At 57.9% G+C, this 20434-nt stretch carries 20 protein-coding genes; 5 read left to right on the forward strand and 15 right to left on the reverse strand.

All coding sequences use genetic code 11. The features are described from left to right. The first annotated feature begins 207 nt into the window (after nt 1-207). Nucleotides 208-1107, forward strand: coding sequence for a LysR family transcriptional regulator (locus tag WCA85_RS07040; protein ID WP_424062448.1), 900 nt, complete (start codon nt 208-210; stop codon nt 1105-1107). Between the two features lie 123 nt (nt 1108-1230). Here the strand turns inward: WCA85_RS07040 and WCA85_RS07045 are convergent, their stop codons facing one another. From WCA85_RS07045 to WCA85_RS07055, 3 genes are all read right to left on the reverse strand, one after another. After that, complete coding sequence (locus WCA85_RS07045; RefSeq protein ID WP_424062449.1) at nt 1231-2298, reverse strand: porin; 1068 nt, start codon at nt 2296-2298, stop codon at nt 1231-1233. Between the two features lie 157 nt (nt 2299-2455). After that, on the reverse strand, nt 2456-3247 hold the full coding sequence (locus WCA85_RS07050) for an alpha/beta fold hydrolase (protein ID WP_424062450.1): 792 nt from the start codon (nt 3245-3247) through the stop codon (nt 2456-2458). Nucleotides 3248-3380: 133 nt separating this feature from the next. Continuing rightward, nucleotides 3381-4037 (reverse strand): c-type cytochrome, encoded by a 657-nt coding sequence (locus WCA85_RS07055; protein WP_424062451.1) that lies wholly within the window; start codon nt 4035-4037, stop codon nt 3381-3383. A gap of 335 nt (nt 4038-4372) precedes the next feature. Between WCA85_RS07055 and WCA85_RS07060 the strand changes: the two genes are divergently transcribed. After that, nucleotides 4373-5062, forward strand: coding sequence for a helix-turn-helix transcriptional regulator (locus WCA85_RS07060; RefSeq protein ID WP_424062452.1), 690 nt, complete (start codon nt 4373-4375; stop codon nt 5060-5062). A 117-nt stretch (nt 5063-5179) separates the two neighbouring features. On the opposite strand, the gene WCA85_RS07065 is transcribed toward WCA85_RS07060, so the two are convergent. From WCA85_RS07065 to WCA85_RS07100, 8 genes are all read right to left on the reverse strand, one after another. After that, on the reverse strand, nt 5180-6118 hold the full coding sequence (locus tag WCA85_RS07065; RefSeq protein WP_424062453.1) for a fumarylacetoacetate hydrolase family protein: 939 nt from the start codon (nt 6116-6118) through the stop codon (nt 5180-5182). Nucleotides 6119-6268: 150 nt separating this feature from the next. Continuing rightward, on the reverse strand, nt 6269-7558 hold the full coding sequence (locus WCA85_RS07070) for an MFS transporter (protein ID WP_424062454.1): 1290 nt from the start codon (nt 7556-7558) through the stop codon (nt 6269-6271). Between the two features lie 75 nt (nt 7559-7633). Continuing rightward, nucleotides 7634-8839 carry an acetamidase/formamidase family protein gene (locus tag WCA85_RS07075; RefSeq protein WP_424062455.1) on the reverse strand — a complete coding sequence of 402 codons (1206 nt, stop codon included), beginning with the start codon at nt 8837-8839 and terminating at the stop codon, nt 7634-7636. Between the two features lie 37 nt (nt 8840-8876). Beyond that, the gene (locus tag WCA85_RS07080) at nt 8877-9440 is read right to left on the reverse strand and encodes a GlcG/HbpS family heme-binding protein (protein ID WP_424062456.1); all 564 of its coding nucleotides are present in this window, start codon (nt 9438-9440) and stop codon (nt 8877-8879) included. Nucleotides 9441-9647: 207 nt separating this feature from the next. Further along, nucleotides 9648-9926: a YciI family protein gene (locus WCA85_RS07085; protein WP_424062457.1), complete on the reverse strand. Its 279-nt coding sequence runs from the start codon at nt 9924-9926 to the stop codon at nt 9648-9650. A gap of 82 nt (nt 9927-10008) precedes the next feature. Further along, nucleotides 10009-10323: a hypothetical protein gene (locus WCA85_RS07090; protein WP_424062458.1), complete on the reverse strand. Its 315-nt coding sequence runs from the start codon at nt 10321-10323 to the stop codon at nt 10009-10011. A 375-nt stretch (nt 10324-10698) separates the two neighbouring features. Next, on the reverse strand, nt 10699-11106 hold the full coding sequence (locus WCA85_RS07095; RefSeq protein ID WP_424062459.1) for a DUF3331 domain-containing protein: 408 nt from the start codon (nt 11104-11106) through the stop codon (nt 10699-10701). Nucleotides 11107-11306: 200 nt separating this feature from the next. Next, complete coding sequence (locus WCA85_RS07100) at nt 11307-12281, reverse strand: helix-turn-helix domain-containing protein (RefSeq protein WP_424062460.1); 975 nt, start codon at nt 12279-12281, stop codon at nt 11307-11309. A 395-nt stretch (nt 12282-12676) separates the two neighbouring features. Here WCA85_RS07100 and WCA85_RS07105 point away from each other — a divergent pair, with 395 nt between their 5' ends. Next, nucleotides 12677-12925 (forward strand): LysR substrate-binding domain-containing protein, encoded by a 249-nt coding sequence (locus tag WCA85_RS07105; RefSeq protein ID WP_424062461.1) that lies wholly within the window; start codon nt 12677-12679, stop codon nt 12923-12925. A gap of 85 nt (nt 12926-13010) precedes the next feature. Here WCA85_RS07105 and alsS read toward each other — a convergent pair whose 3' ends face one another. The 4 genes from alsS to WCA85_RS07125 all read right to left on the reverse strand — a co-directional run bounded on the left by alsS (nt 13011) and on the right by WCA85_RS07125 (nt 17421). After that, on the reverse strand, nt 13011-14687 hold the full coding sequence (alsS, locus tag WCA85_RS07110; protein ID WP_424062462.1) for an acetolactate synthase AlsS: 1677 nt from the start codon (nt 14685-14687) through the stop codon (nt 13011-13013). A gap of 9 nt (nt 14688-14696) precedes the next feature. Then, nucleotides 14697-15506, reverse strand: coding sequence for an acetolactate decarboxylase (gene budA / locus WCA85_RS07115; protein ID WP_424062463.1), 810 nt, complete (start codon nt 15504-15506; stop codon nt 14697-14699). Between the two features lie 489 nt (nt 15507-15995). Beyond that, nucleotides 15996-17111 carry a porin gene (locus WCA85_RS07120; protein WP_424062464.1) on the reverse strand — a complete coding sequence of 372 codons (1116 nt, stop codon included), beginning with the start codon at nt 17109-17111 and terminating at the stop codon, nt 15996-15998. Nucleotides 17112-17130: 19 nt separating this feature from the next. Continuing rightward, on the reverse strand, nt 17131-17421 hold the full coding sequence (locus WCA85_RS07125; protein WP_424062465.1) for a XapX domain-containing protein: 291 nt from the start codon (nt 17419-17421) through the stop codon (nt 17131-17133). 527 nt (nt 17422-17948) lie between these two features. Here WCA85_RS07125 and WCA85_RS07130 point away from each other — a divergent pair. Then, nucleotides 17949-18590 (forward strand): HD domain-containing protein, encoded by a 642-nt coding sequence (locus tag WCA85_RS07130; protein ID WP_424062466.1) that lies wholly within the window; start codon nt 17949-17951, stop codon nt 18588-18590. A 96-nt stretch (nt 18591-18686) separates the two neighbouring features. Beyond that, a complete protein-coding gene (locus WCA85_RS07135; protein WP_424062467.1) occupies nt 18687-20375 on the forward strand; it encodes an MFS transporter in 1689 nt (562 codons plus the stop codon). Nucleotides 20376-20434: the final 59 nt, after the last annotated feature.

Genomic DNA, 20434 nt, shown 5'->3' on the forward strand with positions numbered 1-20434 from the left:
ATCGTAGTGAAGTTGTTTCCCAAATGGGCACGCCGCCTTGAGCCGAGGATACGGCATTGGCAGGTGCTCCGAGATGTTCCGTTCGGCGCATAGCCGCGGAGTTGGGCATAAAGAATAAAGCTACAGCAGCCGCCTGTCGGCGTGGACGCTGTCGTGCCTTTGATCAGTCAAATCCAACCATGCCTCCATCCGATTCGATTAGTTTCTGTGAATTTATCCTTTGAAGCCTTGCAGGTCCTGGACGCCATCGACCGGACCGGCACCTTTACCGCTGCGGCGGACCTGCTACACAAAGTCCCATCGTCCCTGACTTATGTGGTTCAGAAGCTCGAATTCGACCTCGGCGTCACGCTGTTCGATCGCAACGGCCGCCGTGCCACGCTAACGCGCACTGGGCGTGTGGTCGTCGAGGAGGGACGGCGCCTTCTCCAGGCCGCGCACGACCTCGAGCGGAAAGCAAAACGTATCCAGCAAGGATGGGAAGCTGAGTTTCGCATCGCCATTGACGTGACCATTCCTTTCGAATTGATCTGGACGCACGTCTTCGACTTTTACAAACTGGATCTCAAGACTCACCTGCATCTCTCGACAGAGGTACTCAGCGGCTCGTGGGACGCATTGATGACACGCCGCGCCGACCTCGTCGTCGGCGCTGCCGGCGATCCGCCGCCCATTCCGAATCTGGTGGCAAAGCCGATCGGCTCGGCGCGTCAGGTGTTCGTGGTTTCGCCAGACCACCCTCTCGCCACGGTTGAGGAGCCGTTGACGATGGATATCGTCGCGCGTTATCGGGCGGTCACCATTGGCGATACGTCGCGCAAACTCGAGCCACGCGCAATTGGCTTTGCCGCCAATCAGGAGATCCTGACGGTTCCGACGCTCGAAGCCAAACTCGCCGCGCAAATCAAAGGTTTGGCCGCTGGTACGATTCCGGAATGCCTTGCGGCTGCGTCGCTCGATCGTGGCGAGTTGGTGAAGAAGGAAGTGCACGGCATGCGCAGGCTCACACCGTTATATCTTGCCTGGCGCGACGACGAAGCGGGTGAGGCGCTGAAATGGTGGGTCGCGCAATTGGACCGGCCAAACCTGATCGACAATGCGGCGTAACAGGCCATGAGCACATGCGGCGAACGGCCATCCGGACAAGCGGTTCCTTGATGCAAAAAAATACATAAAGGATTCCTGTCTATCTATGCCTGGATGGCGTTCTTCCGCAATTTCCGCACCCCGTCAAAAGAAGTGAATCACACCCGTAACGACTGAACGCTGGTTGATGCCAGCGCTAGCAGGTGAAGTGCTGGAGATACCCAACGTGCCTTGCGCGTTATTTCTCGACAACCCGGCCTCCGTGTACAGGTCCGTGGACTTCGAGAGCAGGTAATGAACCCCTAGCTTGAAAAAGCAGCCGTTGCGCTCGATGTTGACCCGATCGGACAGGTAGGTATAGTCCGATACCAGTCTAAGCGATGGAGTAATGTCGTATCGACCGCCGACCGAATAGTAGTCCTGGTTGCTCCCCGTAGCCGGGTCCTTAAAGTTCTGGAAGTTCAGACTGCCTTTGAACATGCTGCCCGTATAAGCCAGGAAAACGGTGTAAGCCCGCGCCACCGTACCATCGGTCAGCCCGGTCGGGTCATTGCCGTCGATATAACCGGCATTCAGAGACACCGGCCCCAACGTGTAGTAGACCGCGGCCGATACCTCCCTTTGGTTCTGGAAATCACCCGCGGTCCCTCCGAAGCTGTTCAATACGCTGGCGCTGAGGCCATAGATCGTCGGCGTCTGATATTTAACCGAGTTGTTGGCCCAGGTATATTGAAACCCGTTAAAGCCGGTGCGGGTCTGAAAGACCGTGTTTGCCACTGAGCCGAAATTCTCAAAACCGCTCGCATCCGTCCGATAGAGTACTTCGATAAACGGGGTGTAGTGCCGCCCAAACGACAAGATACCGAGGTCGTCCTTTCTCAATCCTGCCCACGCACCACGATCGAACAGAAAACTGCCTTGCGAAGTGGGCTGGCCTGAATTGGTCATTTTCCCGTTGCCCGACAGAAAACCGGACTCAAGTTTGAACAGTGCCGCCGTTCCTCCCCCAAGGTCCTCCGTCCCCGAGAAGATCAGGCGACTGACGACCAGGTTCGCCTGCCCATACGCCCACTGGTTTTTGTCAGTTGCACCCACGCCGTTCGTGAAACTGAGGCCGCCGTCGATAATCCCGCTCAACGTGACGCTCGATTGCGCGTAAGCGTTACCCATCACGAGAGAAACGGCGAAAACGGTGATGATTTTCTTGTACATCTCTAGTCTCCATTTTTACTAAAAACGGCTTCGCGAACATACCATCCGTAGTACTGATTATTTATATCTGAGTCACAGCATGTTCCGAACGCACAGACAATCACGCAGCCTTCAATTCACGAAGGTCGGGCCAGTCTCGCGCGCCGAGAAACGTTTGCTACCGTGCGTAGCGCATCAGGAATTCCCGCAGCGCCGGATTGACTATCTCAGCGTGGGTCAAGTTCGGGGTATGACCGGCGTTGTCCACGAGGACGAAGCCTTTGCAGTTTGGCAACGCGGCAGCGAGCGATTCACCATAAACCGGCATGATCGCGGCATCGTCGGCACCGTGAAAGACAATCGATGGGTGCGTGATTTCCCGCAACCGTCGCGTGATGTCATCGCGCGAGGTCACCGCGTCGACTGGGTGGTCGAAATGTTCGGTGCGAATCTGCAGCCACTTTCTGATCCACGCTGGCGAGGCGTCAAAGTGAGCACCGAACAGGAACGCCGCCAGGTCCTGTGCTACATGAGTCGCGCCATCTTTGGCCCACTGAGCCTTGAGATTTTCGAAAGATTGCTTAACTCCTTCGGCGTCGGGATCGCTGCGTGTCGATATCAATGCTAGCGCCCGAAAGCGATCAGGTTCCAGGAGGGCCGCGCGCATCGAAATGAAGCCCCCTTGTGACATTCCCACAAGCGAGGCCGAAGCGATCTCCAGATGGTCGAGCAGCGCGATGAGATCTCTCGCAGAATCCCAGTAGCTAAACGACTTGTCGGTCGGCCCAGTCGCGCCGAACCCCCGTTGGTCCCAGACGACGCACCGGAACGCCTGGTTGAGTTCGGCGACGTTGGGCTGGAACATCTCTCCATCCATCAGAAAGCCGTGGCTGAACACCACGACAGGCGCTCCGTGCCGACCCGATTCTTCATAGGCGAAGCGAATCCCTTCGCGCTCAAAATACTGCATGCGTCGCCTCCTCGCGTAATCGTGTGGTTTCCGCGTGACCGTCACGTTTGCTCATCGCGTCACTCAATATACGACCGGCACCCGAAGGACACCTGACCGAAAGGAGCGCCGGCTTGCCGGATCGTCCGGAATTTCACTGCTTCAGCGCTGCCACATATGCGGAAACTGCAGCGATCTCGTCATCGCTCAATAGTGGAACGATCAGGCTCATCAGTTTTCCCTTGCCGCCGCGCGTACCGCTCTTCCATGCGTGGAGCTGAGTTTCGACATACTCTTCGTGCTGGCCCGTGATACGGGGAAAGTCAGGCTCTATTCCGCCACCCGCCGCACGGTGACAGGAAATGCAGGCCGGTGCGCCGTTTGTGCCGCCGTGCGTGTAGACAAGCTCGCCGGCATCGACGAGTGAAGCATGGGTAGCAGAACCCTGCGCAGGTGCTTTCGCCGCATAGTAGGCAGCGAGTGCCTTCATCTCGTCCGGTGAGAGGTCTTGCACCATTCCCTGCATGACGGCGCTATGTCGCAACGGCGGCACGCCAGGACCGCCCTTGAATTGAGTCAGCTGCTTGTACAGATACTCCGGATATTGGCCAGCCAGCCGCGGATAGGTGCCAACCGTGCTGTTTCCATCAACGCCGTGGCACGCCGCGCAGCGTTGTGTAGTCAGCTCTCCGACACGTGCTTGCAGATCGTCGGCACGTGCGCTCAGCGTCGCGCCCAGCAGAAATCCTGCGACCACGATTACCCACGCTACCGGGCGGGCCACACCTCTTTCGAACGCGTTTCTACCCATTGACGTGTCTCCTTACATTTGGTTAAGTAAAGCCTATTCGATCAGCAGGTTCGCGCGCTTGTCGCAGAATCGCGCTGCTTACCGATAAGTCTTTTTTTGTAGTACCAAGGAGCCGCGGCAACGCATATACCGCTGTTCCGCGAGGAGACATGTTGAGCATCACGACAGTACCGCATGACGTAGATAAACCCGTCTGGATCCTGCAGGGCACGTTTGGCCGCGCCACCGTGAACTTCATCAGCCGTCCGCTTGTTGCGCACGCGCATTCGCAGTATCAGTTCCTCTTCAAGCTTGGCGGCAGCGACTGCCTTTTCCGTATCGAGGGCCAGGACTGCATGCTCACGTCCGAGCACGCCATCTGCATCAATCCATGGGTCGAGCATGCCAAAAGCGCTAGCGAGGACACCCCGTCCCTGATTCTTTCGCTAGTCATCGAGGCGCCGTGGTTGAGAACGCAGCTGCAGCTGGCAGACGGTGGAACCGCACAGATATTTCCGCAGCACGCGGTAGTCGTCACGCCGGACGTGCGCCATCACGTAGACCGGATCGCCGCGGCCATCACCAATCACCTGGTGGCCCAGGACGAGCACTGCATGCATATTCTTGAGGACCTCGTTACCGCGCTGGGCCGCGATTTTGCCGATCCAACGCTGACCGCCGGCATGACGCCATCCGGCCGCCCGGTCGATTTCCGGATCCGCAAAGCGCTCGATTTCATTAAGCATGCGCCAGTCGCCAATCCCACGGTCGCGCAAGTAGCGGCTCAGGTCGGGTTGTCGCGGTCGCGGTTCTTCGAGCAATTCAGGCGCTGCATGGGGGTGTCACCCCAGCATTACATCGACTGGGTGCGCATGTCGCACGCCGTCAAGTTGCTCGGTGCAAGCGACCAACCACTGGCCGACGTTGCCGCCGAACTGGGATTTGAAGAGCACAGCCATTTCACGCGATTCTTCGCGCAGCATATGGGTGTGCCGCCCAGTGAGTTTCGCAGGCATTCCGTCAACCTGAGCACACCAAAACAATAACAGCGCGCCCCTCACTTGGAGCGGGCCAGACGTACCCTCGTCTTAGCCTAGGAGCCGGGGGCGTGTCGCCAGACTACCCCCGGTTTCCCAGCAGCTAACTGCGACGCCGCCGTGTTCCTACTGCGCTGATACTGCGTATGAAGTATCGGCAGCCACCGGGTTGCGCAGCACGCCGAGTCCGTCGATCTCGACCTCAACGTAGTCACCCGGCCGCATATGAACCAGGCCTTTCGTTGGAAACGGTCCATATTGACGACTTAGATCCTGGCCCTCCGTGTCGTCGGGCTGTGGTTTCAGCGCACCAGGCGTGCCCATCGCGATGAGATCGCCCGGTCGCAGACAGTAGCCCTGACTGAGATAGCTGACCACTTTTGCGACGTCCAGCAGCATGTCATCCAGCGGTGCACGCTGACGTACAACACCATTGATCCGGGTGAGGACCGTGTGCGTTGCCGGGTCGCCAAATTCGTCACCCGTCATCAGCCAGGGACCGTAGGATCCGGACGCTTCGAAGTTCTTGCCAAGACCGAACTGGCGATTGTGCATCTGGTACTCGCGTACCGATCCCTCATTGAGGCACGTGTAACCCGCCACGTGCTCCATCGCTTGCTCCACCGGAATGTATCGGCCGGGCTTGCCGATCACGACACCAAGCTCACCCTCGTAATCGAAAGCACGTGCAATGGCTTCCGGCGGCGCGATAATTGGCTCGTCTGCACCGACATACGAGGCTGGCGTCCGCATGAACAGGTGGGGAAATTCGCTAGAGGTTTGCAACCCTGTCTCTGCGATATGGCTTTTGAAATTCAGCGCGAGTGCCCACATCGCATTCGGTCGGTCGAGGAACGGCTTAAGCGTGACATCCGCAAGCAGGCGATCTCCTTCGCGACCTTGTACCGCGTGCTGAAGTCGCGCAAGGCCGTCCTGCTGCTCAAGAATCGCAATCAGAGTCTCTGGGAGATGGGGCGCAATGTCGGCAACGGCCAGAAAGTGGGTCGGGCTGGTGACAACACCCAACGCGGTATGGCCGGCATGAGCGTAAGCGATAATTTTCATGATCGTGATTTATCCGTGAAGTAAAACGGCGAAATTAAGACTTGGTGGACGAGCGCCCACACCTACCGGCGCCGTCAAGGTGCTACGGAAGACGTGCGTCGCCAATCCCGCTGGCGGGGTGCCAACGGGCGTTGCATCACAGCGAAGGGTTTAGTGTTCGGTCACGACGTTAGTGTCGAAACCTCGCGCGATTCTGCGACCGGCTAATGCGAGCGCCCCGAGCACAAGAATCGCAGCCACGGCAGGCACTACGGCAGTGAGGACGATCGAGCGCGCGGGCCAGCCTATCGACAACAATGCACCGCCAATCGCAGGGCCGACGAAGGAACCGATGCGCCCGATCGCATGCCCCCATCCCACCCCGGTAGCGCGTACTTCTGCAGGGTAGAAGGCGACCGCAAGCGCGGTCTGGCCCATAATGCCATTGACAAGACCTGCGCCGATCACCGCGATGAGCAACAGCGTGATGGCAGGTGGCACGGCAATCTGGCTAAGCGTGCCGACGCTCAGGATCATGAGTACACCCCCGAGCGCCAGCGCCGATTTCAACCTGAGGTTGCCTGCGATCGTCATCATCGCAACGGCCGCGGTCATCAGAATGTTGCCGGCCAGTCCACCGACGCTGAAGGCCGCCATGCCAACCGATGCGTGATCCGCCGCAAAGCCAAAGTTCGGCATTAGCGTGGGCAACCAGAACAGCAACGCATAGACGTCCGTAAAGACAAGAAAGGAGAACGTCCACAGCAAGCATGTGTAAAGCCCGAGACCTTCATCGAACAGCACCTTGAACGGGTTGGCCGTCTGCGCGGAAGCGATGCCGGCGCCCACCTTGGACTCGGCCGGCAGGACTCTGAAGAAGGCTGACACCAGGGCGAACGGCAGGACGCCACCCACGATGAAGATGGACTGCCAGCCGAACTCACGCATGAGTGGGCCGCCAGTCACGCCGCCGATCACAGCGCCCACTGACATCCCGGTCGTCACCAGCAGGGACGCCGCCACTTTGTGTTTCGGCCCAATGATGCCGGCCGAAGCGGCAATAGCGATCGGCAAAGCGCCGCCCAAGCCAATCGCTGCAATCAGACGCAACGCGGACAGGCTGGCGATATCAAAGGCGAAAGCCGTCGCAAGCGTGCTTCCGCCGAACAGCACAACGCTCGCGAGCCCGACGATCCGGTTTCCAAACCGCTGCGCAAGCGGCCCGCTAATCATGAATCCGATTGCCGCGCCGATGTTCGTAGCCACGAATACCGGCGTAAAGCGAGCCGGTGCAAGCCTCCATTCATGAGCCAGATCCGGCACGACAAACGAAATCGACGTTGTGTTGAAGCCGTCGAGGACAATCACAAGAAAACACACCAGCAAGGCCCACAACCAACCGGAGTCATGGGTCTGCCCTCGGACGCCACTCGTCCCGATCTGCTTGTCTTTCGCATCCATCAACTTTCTCCTTGCGACCCACGTTGCACAGCACGCGGGCACAGTCCGACCACCTGCAGTCCAATATGCGCGAGATCAGGTTCTCGTGAACATCGAGATATGCTGTTGCAACTCCGGCGAAAAGATGTTCTTCGGCAGCATGCAGTGGATGCCCTTGGGTGGAACGGTCGCGTATACCGTGCCGGTCTGGTTTGCGTATTGCGTGACGCGAAAACTCCCCGCCACACTGAAGATACCGTAGCAGTCCTCTGGAGCAATGCCGGTCGCGGCAGACAGCCAGCCGATCATCTGCCGCAAACACGCCACCAATGAGTTGTCGAGCGTGTCGGCGAAGCCGAAGCCTATCCAGTGGTCGGGGCTCTCTGCCATTGGGACGTTCAATACGGCGCGCTTGTGGAGCACGTATTGAATGCGCATTTCCTCGAAGGCCGTCTCAATCGACGTTTGATCGACGTTGCCTTCGCCTGAAGCGCCCATCGAACCACCCGTCCACACGCGAGCACCCGCCACCTGAACAGGAAGAAAGATCGAAGTGCCGACACCGAGCACCGCGCAATCCAGATTGCCGCCGTAACTGCCGGCGAAGTTTGCACTAACGGGTTTGTCGCCCGGCGGTTGCGTGCCGATGTAGGCCTGAAATGGCTTTAACGGAATGTTGACGCCGGGCACGTATGCCGCGACGGTGCGCTCGCTGTCGAACTTCAGGTAACGCAGATAAGGCTTGAAATCGTGCGGCAATGCGCCGACGCCCGGCGGCGCGGAATTCCAGCCCCAATCGATGGGGCGCATACTCAGCATTCGGCATTCGATGAGGTCGCCCGCTTCGGCGCCTTCCACCACCACCGGACCGATCAGCGAAAAGGCACCATTCGGATACTTTTTGCGAATCGGTTCGCGCTCCTTGAAGGACATACCGTACTTCGCTTCATTACCCCAATTGGTCCACGTACCGTCGTACCACACGGTGTCGCCCGATTTGACCGCGGCGGCGACCGGTGTATCCGGTTCCATCTGGCCCACGCGGACGGTCTCTTCCGAAGGCACGAGCCGGACGACCGTTCCGTCAAGTAATGCGGCCCCAGCGGTCTGCGCCCGCAAAGCAGAACTTTGTGCTCGACTCGTGCTGGCCAGTCCAAACGCGCCCGCGGCCAGCGCGCCGAAACCGAGCTTGAGGATCGTTCTGCGGCAAAGGGCAGTTGCGTCCTGGGTCGTGGCGCCCTCGTTCTGTGCCGCACAATCTGTTGTGACCGATTTGAGGCTCTGTTGCATCTCGTCTTTCATACGTATTCCTGATCTACTTTAGTTTCGCTGAAGCGGTTCATCGGGTGATCGAAGCACCAAGCGCTTCGATGGCGCCTTTTACAGTCTGTTCGTCGACGTCCGAAGGCGCCCCGCTCGCGCCCAATGCGCCAAGCAGGTGTCCATTAGAAAAGATCGGCTGCACGCCGCGTCCTGGCAGGAACGGTGCGTAGTAACCGGCACTGGAAACATTGCTGTACTCGGAGGGATCGTCCTTGAAGCGCTGTTCCAACGTGGCGCCCGACTGCCCACCGAGCGCAACCGATGCAAAGGCCTTACCGCGCGCGAAGTCGAGACTCGCAAAAGGAGCGCCGTCCATGCGTGCCGCGGCGACGAGATGGCCGCCTGGATCGACCACAGCGAAACTCAGGGCAAGATGGTGCGCACGCGCCGTTGCGCTGGCGGTTTCGATCAGCTTCAAGGCCTGACCCAGGCTGATCGAATAGGTCTCGACCGGCGCAGCCAACTCCGTAGTGGATGCCGGATCGGCCGCAGTCGCGTCGCGTGCGCCGATGAGAAGCAGCGAACAAAGCGAAGCGATCGCTGCCGTCCTCGTCAATCGAACCGGAATATTGAATTTCATACTCGTCTCCTCTTCATTACTGCACTACTCGTCTCAGGGTGAAGCCTACGCGCGCATCGCACGATCGCTGTGATCGGCAAGCCCGGGGATTTACCGCTGAGTCCGATTCTTTCCTCCGTACTCGATGCCGCGAGGCATCTGATAGAGGATCGAACCGGCGCCCTCGAACTGCCCATATAACTTCAGTTGACTCACCCGCACGCTCATTCAGCCAACCCGGCGATTGAAGCGGTGAATCCTGATGTCGCTCCACAGGCCGAGCGCGAAGAAAGGGTCGTTGCGATTGAAGGTTTCCACTTCGTCGCGTGTTTGCGCTTCCACCAGAAAGAAGCTGCCAATTTTCTGTTCGCCTGCGTCGTCCATCAAAGGCCCAGACGTGACCAAATTGATCGGCCTGGTTTCCAGATACGCGCGATGCATCGCGGTATTCGCCTCGCGAAGCGCCAGCGCACCTGGTTTATCGGTGCAGTAAACGATCCAATGCATGGGTTTCAACTCCCTATCGAGTTAGAAGTGGATTGATGCGCGTCTGCCGTGCAAAGCAAACAGCCGCGCCTGGTGAACACCGTCATTGCCCTGAGGCAGGCACGCCGTCGTTTGGCCTGGCTGCCTTGTGCTCTGCATCTTGTAAGTTCTGCGGATAACTGTTCAGATCGCCACCCGGTTGATAACCATTCTTCTCGAGGGTTTTCAGCTCTGCATTCTTCTTTGCCCGCGCTGCCTTGCGTTGCGCCTTGCGAATCTGCTTCGGCGTGGACGCGGCAGGGGGGGCCGCGCTAGAGGTATCGGATGTCTGCGAAAAGGCGGGTGCCGTTTCAATCAGGGCTAACGTCAAGGCAAGTATTGCGAGAGTCTTCGGGGAAGCAATGCGGAGTCGAACCATGGACCAATCTCCCGGGTAACCTAGATTCAGGAATGACCTCAAAGGCCAGAAATCTGACGCAGTATCCGTCCATCGCGGCGCGATCCGATGCGCTGCGCGTCCTGTGGTTTACCGGATGCTCCGATTTTGTGATGTCCTGCTCGACGGCTGTGGAAAAACGACGGATTCAGGAACTGCTGGTGACGTTTCAACGCGTCCGCCCCATCCAGGATGTATGGCGAGCCAGACCATAGTCGATCGAGGTTTCGCAGCAGTCGACTATAAGTTGAACGGTGTCCGCCGGACGGACAATGAGTTTCGAGTTTCGGCCAACCGGATTCACAAATGCCGGTATCCGGCCAGGCGCCGCCCCACTACTCTGGTTTGTCAGTCGGTCTACGCCAGTGCACTTGCAAGGATCATCTCGTCGTAGTTCACGGGTCGGTTCCGGCCACGTGCACGCGGCTTGAAAATCGCGTCGCCTCGTTTGATCGGTTGACCCGTCAACGCGCAGTATCCAGCGTTGCGGGCGGTCACCCGCCTCCAGACCTGATCGACGTAGTGGCACATCGTTGGATCGCACCATGAAACCAGCACTGATGCGTTTTCTTGACGCTCGATTGACGTAACCTTGCTAGCTCGCCCAGGTTGTGGCATTGCTTGATGAGGATCGCGTGGCGCGGCCTCCTGGATCGCCATCCGTGCCTGGCAGTCGGCAGACCAAGGCTGCTCACCGAGCCAATCAGCACTGGCGATATGCGCAAGAAGCGAGACGACCTGCGTCCACGGGTTTACTTGTTCCATATCGGTATGCCTCTCAGATCGTAGACCAACGGCACACAAACGCTATCGCACCGTAGCCTTAAAAGTCCTTTATTTATTTCTCTTGCTTACCGAGTCGCGGGCAAGCCAAGGGGACTGCCTACTTTGCCCCCGTTCGTTCTCTCTCTGAACAAGACATTTGACTCAGCGACCCCCTCACATTGGAACGCGCTGACGGCGCGCTATAGCTGATAGTTCGTTGGCAACGATGCATCGGAAAACCGATATTCGCGTGGAGACATTTCAAACTTCGCTCTGAATGCTCTGCTGAAATGAGCACCGTCGTAGAAGCCGCACTTATAAGCGATCTCCGTTATCGAAACATGTGCGAGGCGCGGATCGCACAGCTCGCGCGCTGCCTGGACGAGTCGTCGGTCGAGGATATATTGACGGTAGCTGGTCCCGCTCTCCGAAAATAGCTCGCTCAGAGAACGAGGCGACATATGCAGTGCTTTCGCCACCATATCCAGGCGCAGATCGGCATCGGCAAAGTGGCAATCGATGAACGCCCTTGCCTTCTCGTATTGTGTGGAGCGGTATATCGTGCTGTGAGTCCGGATCGTGCCTTGACGCTCCCACAGCGCCATCGTGAACAGATCGGCTGCGATGGAGCCTACATTGGCAGTAGCAGCGCCTTCCATGGAATCCAGAACATTGGAAAGGCTCCGCGCGAAATCGGTTGCAAGTCTTGCGTAGGGCAAATTGCAATCAAGGGCGGTCGCCGTCATTTTTTCAAAATCGCTGCCATGCGACGTCATCGTTTGGCGAGGCAAAAGCAGATAAATGAAAGTAAGATCGTCCGTGATATGTTCTTTCGAAGGTCGCAATGCATCGATAAGGTAGAACTGCCCCGTTCGAACCAACGCGCCATTGGACCCTTGTGTTACCTCAATCGCGCCTGACAGAGGCACGATAACTTTCACCCGGTCGTCTTCGGAACGGCCGATATGGCTGAGGGTTCTGCTGACTCTGATTTTCGTATGATGGGCGATACCCACATCGACCTGCCCGAGGCGTGCCCCCTTGCGCCAATGATCGAACGTTTCAGGCGTCTCGCACTCGACGGTAACCGGAACGTAAAACTCTTCGACCACGTTGCGGAAGAAAGAGAACCTTTCCTCCCTCGGTATTTGCTCCAGACTGAAAATGTTTGCCATTGCAGGCCCCGACAGTGTTAGTCATCGTAATGAATCCACCCGGTCAGACTGTCAATTCACCCGCCGCCCGCCGTCGACAACGATGGTCGCACTGGTGCTAATCGTCAAGGTGCGTAGCACACGCTTCGATCCCAGCCCCAATCTCGGTCAGAAACTGGACGATCTGGGTAATCGTGTGTTGATTGGCGTTTTGCATGTTGCCTCCCATTCGTGTGTGCTTTGGCACAAAATATAGTCTGCCGCCAGCCGAGGAAAAAGCCCCGTTACGGGAAACACAATCCCGCGCGACGGGAAACAGGACATGCGTTTGAACGAGTGGGTGCTGACGTTCTCGAAGGGCGCTGAAACGCGTACGGTCAAGATCACCGGACCGCTCGAGTCGAACCAAGGACAAGGTGATCTGCAAGGCAGCTTTAAGCGGCCTCGGGATCGTCATTCAGCGAGCATACATCGTTCACGATGACGTTTTTCCCGGGCGGCTCGTGCCGGGTATCGACGATTGGGATTTGCCGAGGTTGAAGGTGAACATTGCCTATCTGGACCGCAAAAGCGCGCCCTCCAAAGTTCGCGCGTTGATTGACTCTCCCGTCGAACATTTCGACGCGATGGAACGCGAGCGCCAGCGGCCGCAAAGCTGGTCGTAAGCGAACGCGCTAGCTCCGCCTCCTCTTCGGCGCTGTCCCCTTCCCGATGCGATTCTGCATAGGCTCCGCGTACCAGGCCAGTGGCCTAATGAAGGCTGTTCTCGTCGACCATCTCGAAAAGCTTGTGGTTATCGCTATAGTCAACGTGAACACCGACGATTACTGGTCCTGGGGTATCAAAGGCTCGCTTTAAAACGGAAGCGATCTCGTCCGGATTTTTTATCATCAACCCGGTTGCCCCAAATGCCTCGGCATACTTTATGTAATCGATTGGACCCAATTCGATCCCGGACGCACGCCCATATTTCGCCACCTCCTGGACCCGCACCATATCGTACGTTCCGTCGATCCAGACCATGTGAACCAGGTTTGACTTCAACCGGACAGCCGTTTCAAGTTCCATCGCAGAGAAGAGAAATCCGCCGTCACCTGAAATTGATAGCACTTTCTCGCCAGGACGCACCAGCGTGGCCGCGATGGCCCAAGGCAACGCCACCCCAAGTGTCTGTTGACCATTCGAAATCAGGACCTGGCGCGCCCTAAAGCTATTGAGATGCCGAGCAAGCCATAAATGAAACGAACCCATATCAAGACACAGGGTGACATCGGCGCTCAACATCTTTTGCAATTCCAGAACGAGGCGAAGCGGATGGATAGGTGTTCCGTTATGCGATTCCGCTTCTTTAGCCGAACGCACACGATCAGCTTCGATACTGTGAAGTATCGTGGTCGCCTTCTCCGACTTTCCTCTTCTTTTGACCACGGGCGTTAGCGCCGCGAGCGTCTGAGCGATGTCCCCCGTTAGTTCGACAACGGGACGATAGCTGTTGTCAAGGTCTGCTGGCAGGACGTCGATATGAATGACACTTCGCTCCCGCCCCTTGTTCCAGATCGAAGGATCATATTCGACCGGGTCGTAGCCAATGGTAACGACAAGATCAGCCGCATCCAACAGACCATCTGCCGGCTGATTCGCGAGCTGTCCGACACGCCCACCAAAGTTTTCGAACAAATGCGCGGCCACCGCTCCGGCTGACTGAAAAGTGCCAACCACGGCGAGGTAGCCGTGATCGATAAAGCGGCGAACCATCTCTGCGTTGGCAGGTTTGCTAGCAAGCAAGCCGAGCATGACTACAGGTGTTTCGGCCGCATTCAGCAAGCGCCCCGCTTCTTCGATCGACGCCGCATCCGCTACCCCAAGGCCACCGAATCGGGGCGCGGCCAGCACGGACGCCTTAGCTGGAGCGCTCATGATGTCCTTCGGAAGACTAACAAATGCAGCACCGGGACGGTCCGCTTCCGCGGCACGGAACGCATTGGCAATGACTTCCGACACCGCATCGGGTGCACCGACCGTCGCGCTGAATTTGGTGACCGGCTTACAGACCGAAATCGAATCCATGGACTGGTGAACCTGTTTCAACGCCTCCGCAGTGGCCACAGAGCCTCCCAGCGCAACGAGCGGATCACCCTCGGAATTCGCTGTTGCAAGACCCGTAACCAGATTGGAGACTCCGGGCCCTGAGGTCGCAATCGCAACGCCGGCCTTTCCGGTCATCCGGCCGATGCCTCCCGCGATAAACGCAGCATTTTGCTCGTGACGGCAAACAATCGTCTTTATCCGGGAATCGACCAGCGCGTTAAAGACGGCATCGATCTTCGCGCCCGGGATCCCGAACACGTGCTCGACACCCTGCGCTTCCAGTGCCTTGACGACCAGCTCCGCACCGGTTTTTGGAAACGTTTCAGATTGATTGGTCATTGTCGACTCCTAGTGAGCTTGTTCAGCGTATGCCAGTTCATCTGCAGAATTCTTGCTGAGATCTGCCTTTAGAAAAGCCTCGTTTTCCGGCAACGCAAGATGAAAGTCAGTGAGTACATCCGTGCGCAAACGCAAGGTCTCAGCCGCACACGCCAACAGATGACCACCATGCAGGTGGTCTTCAGAGAGAAAATGAAAGTGATATCCGGGGACGCTGAATGCGCTTGAAAAGCCCGGCGACCATATCCCCACCAGCGTGCCTTTGATGTCGCTGAATTCGAATTCCGCCTGTACCTTGGCGGCATCCACCAACCGGGCTTGACCAATTGGGGGTTTGACCGCACGTGTGCGTACGGACTGGAAAAGCCCGTCGACGCGCAGGGCGTAAAAGAGATTCGCTGAGCGACGGTGCTTGTCGCACCACTCTCCTAAGGCTTCCAACGACGCAACGGGTCCGATTTCCACATCGGTCTCAGGCGCAAACTCAGTGACTAACGCAAACGGTACTTCGGCGTTACCGGACACTTCCACGACCTCGCCGGTCCCCCTTACCTTGTACACATGCCCTTCCAGAATCACCATCTCACCGTCGAGATCGGCAAACGTGCCCAGGCCAAAATCGCCGTGCTGAAGAATTTTTCCAGTGGAAATCATCCCGGCGTAAACCCCCGCGACAAGTGCGCCCGAAGTGGACACCTGAAATAACGTGTGCGTTGGGTTTTGCCAGTGCTCGGGGCGTTGCACTTCGCCAACTTTCGCTTGCGCCCCATGCTGGTCCATCTCTGTCGAGCCCTTTGACGGGTCCGTCGGTTGAATCATTTCGCTCTCCTGGTGCTTTGGCGACATAGGAGTCACACGTCGATACCGTGTTTGCAAAAGCGCACACGCAATTGGCGTGGCGCAATCCATCTCGACGCAAACGTGGCTTCGACGTCAATCCGCGATTTGAGCAATCGCTCAGCGCAGATTGGTCTTCGCCAGTTCAACGATCTCCTCGCCGCGTCCGCTCAGAATCGCACGCATCATGTACACCAGATATTCTGCAATTGTGTGCCGGTCCATACGATACTCCTTGAGGACGGCAAGGATCGAAGCTTTAAAAGACCTCTCCAGCCACGAATCATGCACCGTTGTTAGGTAACCGAAATAAATCAGATACCGGTGTATTGGATTTGTCATGTTCGATGGGTGCTGAAATCTACCGTTTGACGACTGATCCAGACTAGCGGCAGGTGTCTTAAAAGTCCTGAAAAGAGACGTTAAAACTTATTAGGTCGACCGCGTTGGGGTGGGATCATTTACCGTAAATCAGAATTTTGTCTGCAGACCAATGCGTGCCAGTGTCTGCGACCGATTGCTTGCCGCTCCGTCGGTTTGCATCAGACCGTTGATCCACGCCTGGGTCACCGCGGCGTCGCCGCCTGCTCGCTGATATACGGCCTCGACGTAAGCAGTCGTGCGTTTGGAGAAGTTGTATTGCACCCCGGTCGTGACCTGGTGCGCCCAGTTATTCTCCAGTACTGCATTGCCTTTCATATACTCGTAGTCGAGTCCCCACGCCCATGGTCCAGAAATATTCCAAAGGGCACCTGTTTTATAGACATTGATCTCTCCCCCGCTCTCAGTATTCTTCGTGTTTGTGTACAGCAGCATGGCAAGAATACTGTCGAACTGGTAGTGCCCGCCGAAGCCAAAATTCCGGATCCCTCCATTACCCAATTGAGGATATTTGACCTCGACATAGGCACCACCGAGACCCAGGGCGCCATGCACGTAGTTCGCCCCAAAGCTCGTGGTTGAATTCGCCGAGAACGACCCAGGAACACCACCGAACCCATAGAGCGCGCCGAAGGCAAAACCCGACACATTGGGGCTCTGGTATTTGATAGCGTCCGGCACACGCGTAGCGCCCGCCATGCGGTCGAAGTCGAAAGATCCGGTCGGATTATCCGGAATTCCGAGGGCGGCAAACGGACCCTGCCGATAGTCGTATAGTCCGCCAAACAGGGGCGCTCCATCATACCGTCCGAGCGTCAATGTCTGGAACATGAAGTCGTACTGGTTGCCGAAGGTCAGTGTTCCCAACTGATCGCTCGCGAGGCCAACCAGGGCCGTACGATTGAAGATCTGGCCGGCACCAGGAATAGTCGCACCACTCCCCAGGTCGAACTGCGAGGTCAACTCGAACAGGGCCCTGTTGCCGCCGCCGAGATCCTCGTTTCCTTTGAAGGTCAGCATGTCCGGCGTGAGAATACCGCTGTCGAACAACGTCGCCGCGCCACCATGCTGGTTGTTCACATAGGTCACACCGCCATCGATGACGCCTTGCAGACTCACGTCGCTCTGCGCCCACGCCCCATCGGGGAGCAGCAATAAGCCCGTGCAGGTGGCAGCGACCAGCGCCGCGAAGATCGCGCCTGTCATGTCCTGTTGCGCGAGGTGCTCATGTTCGCTCGTCTGGCTGGTTTGCTAAAGCGACACGCGCCTTATCGCCAGCGCTGCGGCCGGGAAGCGAACCAAACATGTGCTGGCTGCACTTTGATTGCTGCCATGCAACGTGAAATCCAGTCCCCTCCAACATCTGTTTTCCGACAGGGATGATCTGTTCACCGCCCAGAATTCCAAGGAGTCCAATAAGTGCGACAAGGGGCGGCGCAGGTGATCGGACATGGATCAGACTGTAAATTACGCCCACCAGAACGCCTGCGAGCAGGGAATATATGTAGGGTTTCATCGGCTTAACCTCCTGAAGGTTGCGTGCGAGGAAGGTGGGGTTTCCGCCTGCATCGGTATCGCTCGAGAGTAAGGGGATGTACCTTAATTGTCCTTAAATGGGCATGAAACGTTCCAAAACGTCTAACCAGGATCGCAGCAGACACCATCGTAGTGATGGTGAGCACTCAGCCCCCACCCCGAAGCACCGTCCCCGCCGACGTACTGCCTTGTGTCCCATGCGTATTGCCCTCGATTGCAGCCAGCGCACGCTGAAGGCCCGTGCGACCGCGAGTGCTTAAGAACTCTTCAGGCGCGTTTAATGACTTTATGGGTTCGAATTGCGTAACGTCTACCCGGGATGGTGGGCGCGGGCAATTGAACCTCATGGTGCGCATACGACTGAGACTGGCGAGGCACAAGGGAAATCAGGATGGATGCTCAACCGAGCGGGTCTTCGGAACGCTCGGCTATGGGAAGGACGTTGGCTCGGCACCCGTGCTGATGAGCCTGGCAGTGCGCATAACGCGTTGTATCGAAGGAGGAGCTATGGGCATGCGGGTTGCCGGGATTTCAATCCCTGACAGCGCAATGGCGCAAGCAGCCTCGACGGCTGTTCTCGCCAGCGAGCCGGACATCCTCTATCGCCATTCGTTGCGTGTCTTCCTTTTTTCTGCACTGATTGGCAGGCACCGGCAGCTCAGTTTCGACGCGGAACTCCTCTACGTAGCAGCACTGTTTCACAGCATTGGTTTGACTGAGCCGTACCACGACTCGCCCAGGCGATTCGAGGTAGATGGCGCAAATGCGGTTCTCGCGTTTTTGGCCAGTCATTGCGTGCCCCCAGAGGATCTCGCCGAAGTATGGCGAGCCGTCGCGCTCCATACGACTTTCGGCATCAACGATGAAATGCCGCCGCTAACCGCACTCATCGCTGCAGGTGTTGAGACAGATCTGCTGGGTACGCATTTCGATGAAATAAGCCGGGACGAGCGTCAAGAAGTGCTACACGAATTTCCTCGTGACACGGGTTTCAAGGAGCTGATCATCGAAGCCTTCGCGCAAGGCGTAAATCGCCGACCGACCACCGCCTTCGGTAACGTGAGCGCCGATATTCTCGATCGTTGCGACCCCAACTACAGGAGGCTGAACTTCTGTGGATTGATACTCGGCTCGGACTGGAGCGAGTGACGAGTAAGCACGCAAGATCCAGATGGGCGCACGGCCTATGACCTCACTCCAGTATCTGCTAGAGTTGCCAAACATTCCCATTACCGGGGCCTTGCGATGAATGAAGCAGCATTACATTCGACGCACTCCGAGCCTCGCTCACCGCAGCCGCCGGCCGCACCAGCATCAACCCTTAGCCCGGCACATACGCGACGGCTGCTGGTCGGACTAGGACTCGCAACCGGCATGGAGTTCTATACCTTCGATAGCGTCAATCTCGTGCTACCCGATCTGACTGGCACGCTAGGCGTTTCCGCGGACGAGGCGAGCTGGCTGCTGACGATCTATAGCTGCGCGCTCTTTCTCGGCGTACCGGTGTCGATCTGGATGGCCGGGCATTTTGGCTACAAGCGATTCCTGCTCGCTACGATCGTCGCATTTGCCGCGACGTCGATGGGTTGCGCGATATCGCCCGATCTCGACTCAATGCTGTTCTGGCGTGCGCTACAGGGGCTAGCGGGTTCGGGGCTCGTGGTCTGGTGGCGCGCGAGCATCTATGTGCTGCTGCCGAAGCCGGAACGCAGTCCGTCACTGATGCGCGTGTCGACCATTCTCTACCTGTCGAGCGCAGCCGGGTTGCTGCTGAGCGGCCCGATCACCGATCATTTCAACTGGCGCCTGATCTTTCTGCCTAACCTGCTCTATGCGATCGGTGCAATCTGGCTGGTTGCCCGCTACTTCCCCACGCTGCCCGCCCCGTCGAGCGAGCGGCTCGTCGAAACGGACTGGCCCGGCATCATACTGCTTGCGGTTGCGCTGATTTCGCTGCAGATCATCCTTAACCGCGGCGAGATCGACGACTGGTTCGGCTCGCCGCGGTTGCGTCTGCTCGGCGGCGCAGGCGCGGCCGCGCTGCTGCTGTTCGTTGCCTGGCAATCGAGCCCCGCGAACCGGACGCCGTTGCTGCGCCTCGATCTGCTGCGCGACCGCCGTGTAATGTCGTCGGCATTGATTGGCGTGTTCACCGGCATGATTTTGTCCGGTAGCGTTTTCGTTCTGCCCGAGTTCCTTCGCAACCTGTCCGCCCAAACCCACAGCGCGACGCAGACCGGCCAGATCATGTGCGTGTACGCGCTGAGCGCGGCTTTGATCAGGCCGTCGATGGTCGGTCTGATTGCGCGGATAGGCCAGCGCAAGGCCATCGCCATCGCACTGGTCATGCTGATTGCATCGATGGTCCTGTTTAATCGCTTGCTCACCACCGGCACGCCTGCTGGTTATTTCGTACTGCCGTTGATTCTTTACGCCTGCTGTCTTTCGCCGCTATTGCCTGCGGTCGGCAGTGGCACGGTGGCGAAGATCGAGCAGAACAAGCTACTCGACGGTGTTTCGCTGTACATGACCTTCCGGCAGTTTGGCGCATCGTTGGGCGTAGCGATTCTCACGATACTGATCGCCCACCGCGAGACGTTGCATTCGTCGCGTCTGTTCGAACATCTGCGTCACGATAACGCAACGACCCGCGACTGGCTCGGTCGGGTCAGCGCAACGCTGACAGCGCGCGGCGGCTACACGCCGTTCGAAAGCGAACGCGCTGCCCTACGCATGCTCGCGGAAACTGGCGCGCACCAGGCAGCGACCCTCAGCTACGCTGATGCATTCGCGTTCATGGCGCTGATCGGCGTGCTGGCTTTGTGTGTGCTGCCTGTCGTGCCACCGACACCTGTCGCCGGCACCGCTCCCGCCGCACCGTCCGCAGCCTCTGTGGCCCCTTCAGAATCGCCTCACATCGAAAAACGCCCATGAACGTCTTTTGTACAACACGTCATCGTTCACATCATTGAGGATTACGATGAGCGAGACAC

The sequence above is a fragment of the Paraburkholderia sp. genome (assembly GCF_049581445.1).
GTDB lineage: Bacteria > Pseudomonadota > Gammaproteobacteria > Burkholderiales > Burkholderiaceae > Paraburkholderia.

Excerpts from the sequence above, each read along its gene's own strand:
- WCA85_RS07075 (WP_424062455.1), bottom strand. The coding sequence starts at position 8,839 with ATGAAAGACGAGATGCAACAGAGCCTCAAATCGGTCACAACAGATTGT.
- WCA85_RS07050 (WP_424062450.1), bottom strand. The coding sequence starts at position 3,247 with ATGCAGTATTTTGAGCGCGAAGGGATTCGCTTCGCCTATGAAGAATCG.
- WCA85_RS07100 (WP_424062460.1), bottom strand. The coding sequence starts at position 12,281 with ATGGCAAACATTTTCAGTCTGGAGCAAATACCGAGGGAGGAAAGGTTC.
- WCA85_RS07085 (WP_424062457.1), bottom strand. The coding sequence starts at position 9,926 with ATGCATTGGATCGTTTACTGCACCGATAAACCAGGTGCGCTGGCGCTT.
- WCA85_RS07125 (WP_424062465.1), bottom strand. The coding sequence starts at position 17,421 with ATGAAACCCTACATATATTCCCTGCTCGCAGGCGTTCTGGTGGGCGTA.
- budA (WP_424062463.1), bottom strand. The coding sequence starts at position 15,506 with ATGATTCAACCGACGGACCCGTCAAAGGGCTCGACAGAGATGGACCAG.
- WCA85_RS07120 (WP_424062464.1), bottom strand. The coding sequence starts at position 17,111 with ATGACAGGCGCGATCTTCGCGGCGCTGGTCGCTGCCACCTGCACGGGC.
- alsS (WP_424062462.1), bottom strand. The coding sequence starts at position 14,687 with ATGACCAATCAATCTGAAACGTTTCCAAAAACCGGTGCGGAGCTGGTC.
- WCA85_RS07080 (WP_424062456.1), bottom strand. The coding sequence starts at position 9,440 with ATGAAATTCAATATTCCGGTTCGATTGACGAGGACGGCAGCGATCGCT.
- WCA85_RS07135 (WP_424062467.1), top strand. The coding sequence starts at position 18,687 with ATGAATGAAGCAGCATTACATTCGACGCACTCCGAGCCTCGCTCACCG.
- WCA85_RS07060 (WP_424062452.1), top strand. The coding sequence starts at position 4,373 with ATGCTCACGTCCGAGCACGCCATCTGCATCAATCCATGGGTCGAGCAT.
- WCA85_RS07130 (WP_424062466.1), top strand. The coding sequence starts at position 17,949 with ATGGGCATGCGGGTTGCCGGGATTTCAATCCCTGACAGCGCAATGGCG.
- WCA85_RS07055 (WP_424062451.1), bottom strand. The coding sequence starts at position 4,037 with ATGGGTAGAAACGCGTTCGAAAGAGGTGTGGCCCGCCCGGTAGCGTGG.
- WCA85_RS07070 (WP_424062454.1), bottom strand. The coding sequence starts at position 7,558 with ATGGATGCGAAAGACAAGCAGATCGGGACGAGTGGCGTCCGAGGGCAG.
- WCA85_RS07045 (WP_424062449.1), bottom strand. The coding sequence starts at position 2,298 with ATGTACAAGAAAATCATCACCGTTTTCGCCGTTTCTCTCGTGATGGGT.
- WCA85_RS07095 (WP_424062459.1), bottom strand. The coding sequence starts at position 11,106 with ATGGAACAAGTAAACCCGTGGACGCAGGTCGTCTCGCTTCTTGCGCAT.
- WCA85_RS07065 (WP_424062453.1), bottom strand. The coding sequence starts at position 6,118 with ATGAAAATTATCGCTTACGCTCATGCCGGCCATACCGCGTTGGGTGTT.
- WCA85_RS07090 (WP_424062458.1), bottom strand. The coding sequence starts at position 10,323 with ATGGTTCGACTCCGCATTGCTTCCCCGAAGACTCTCGCAATACTTGCC.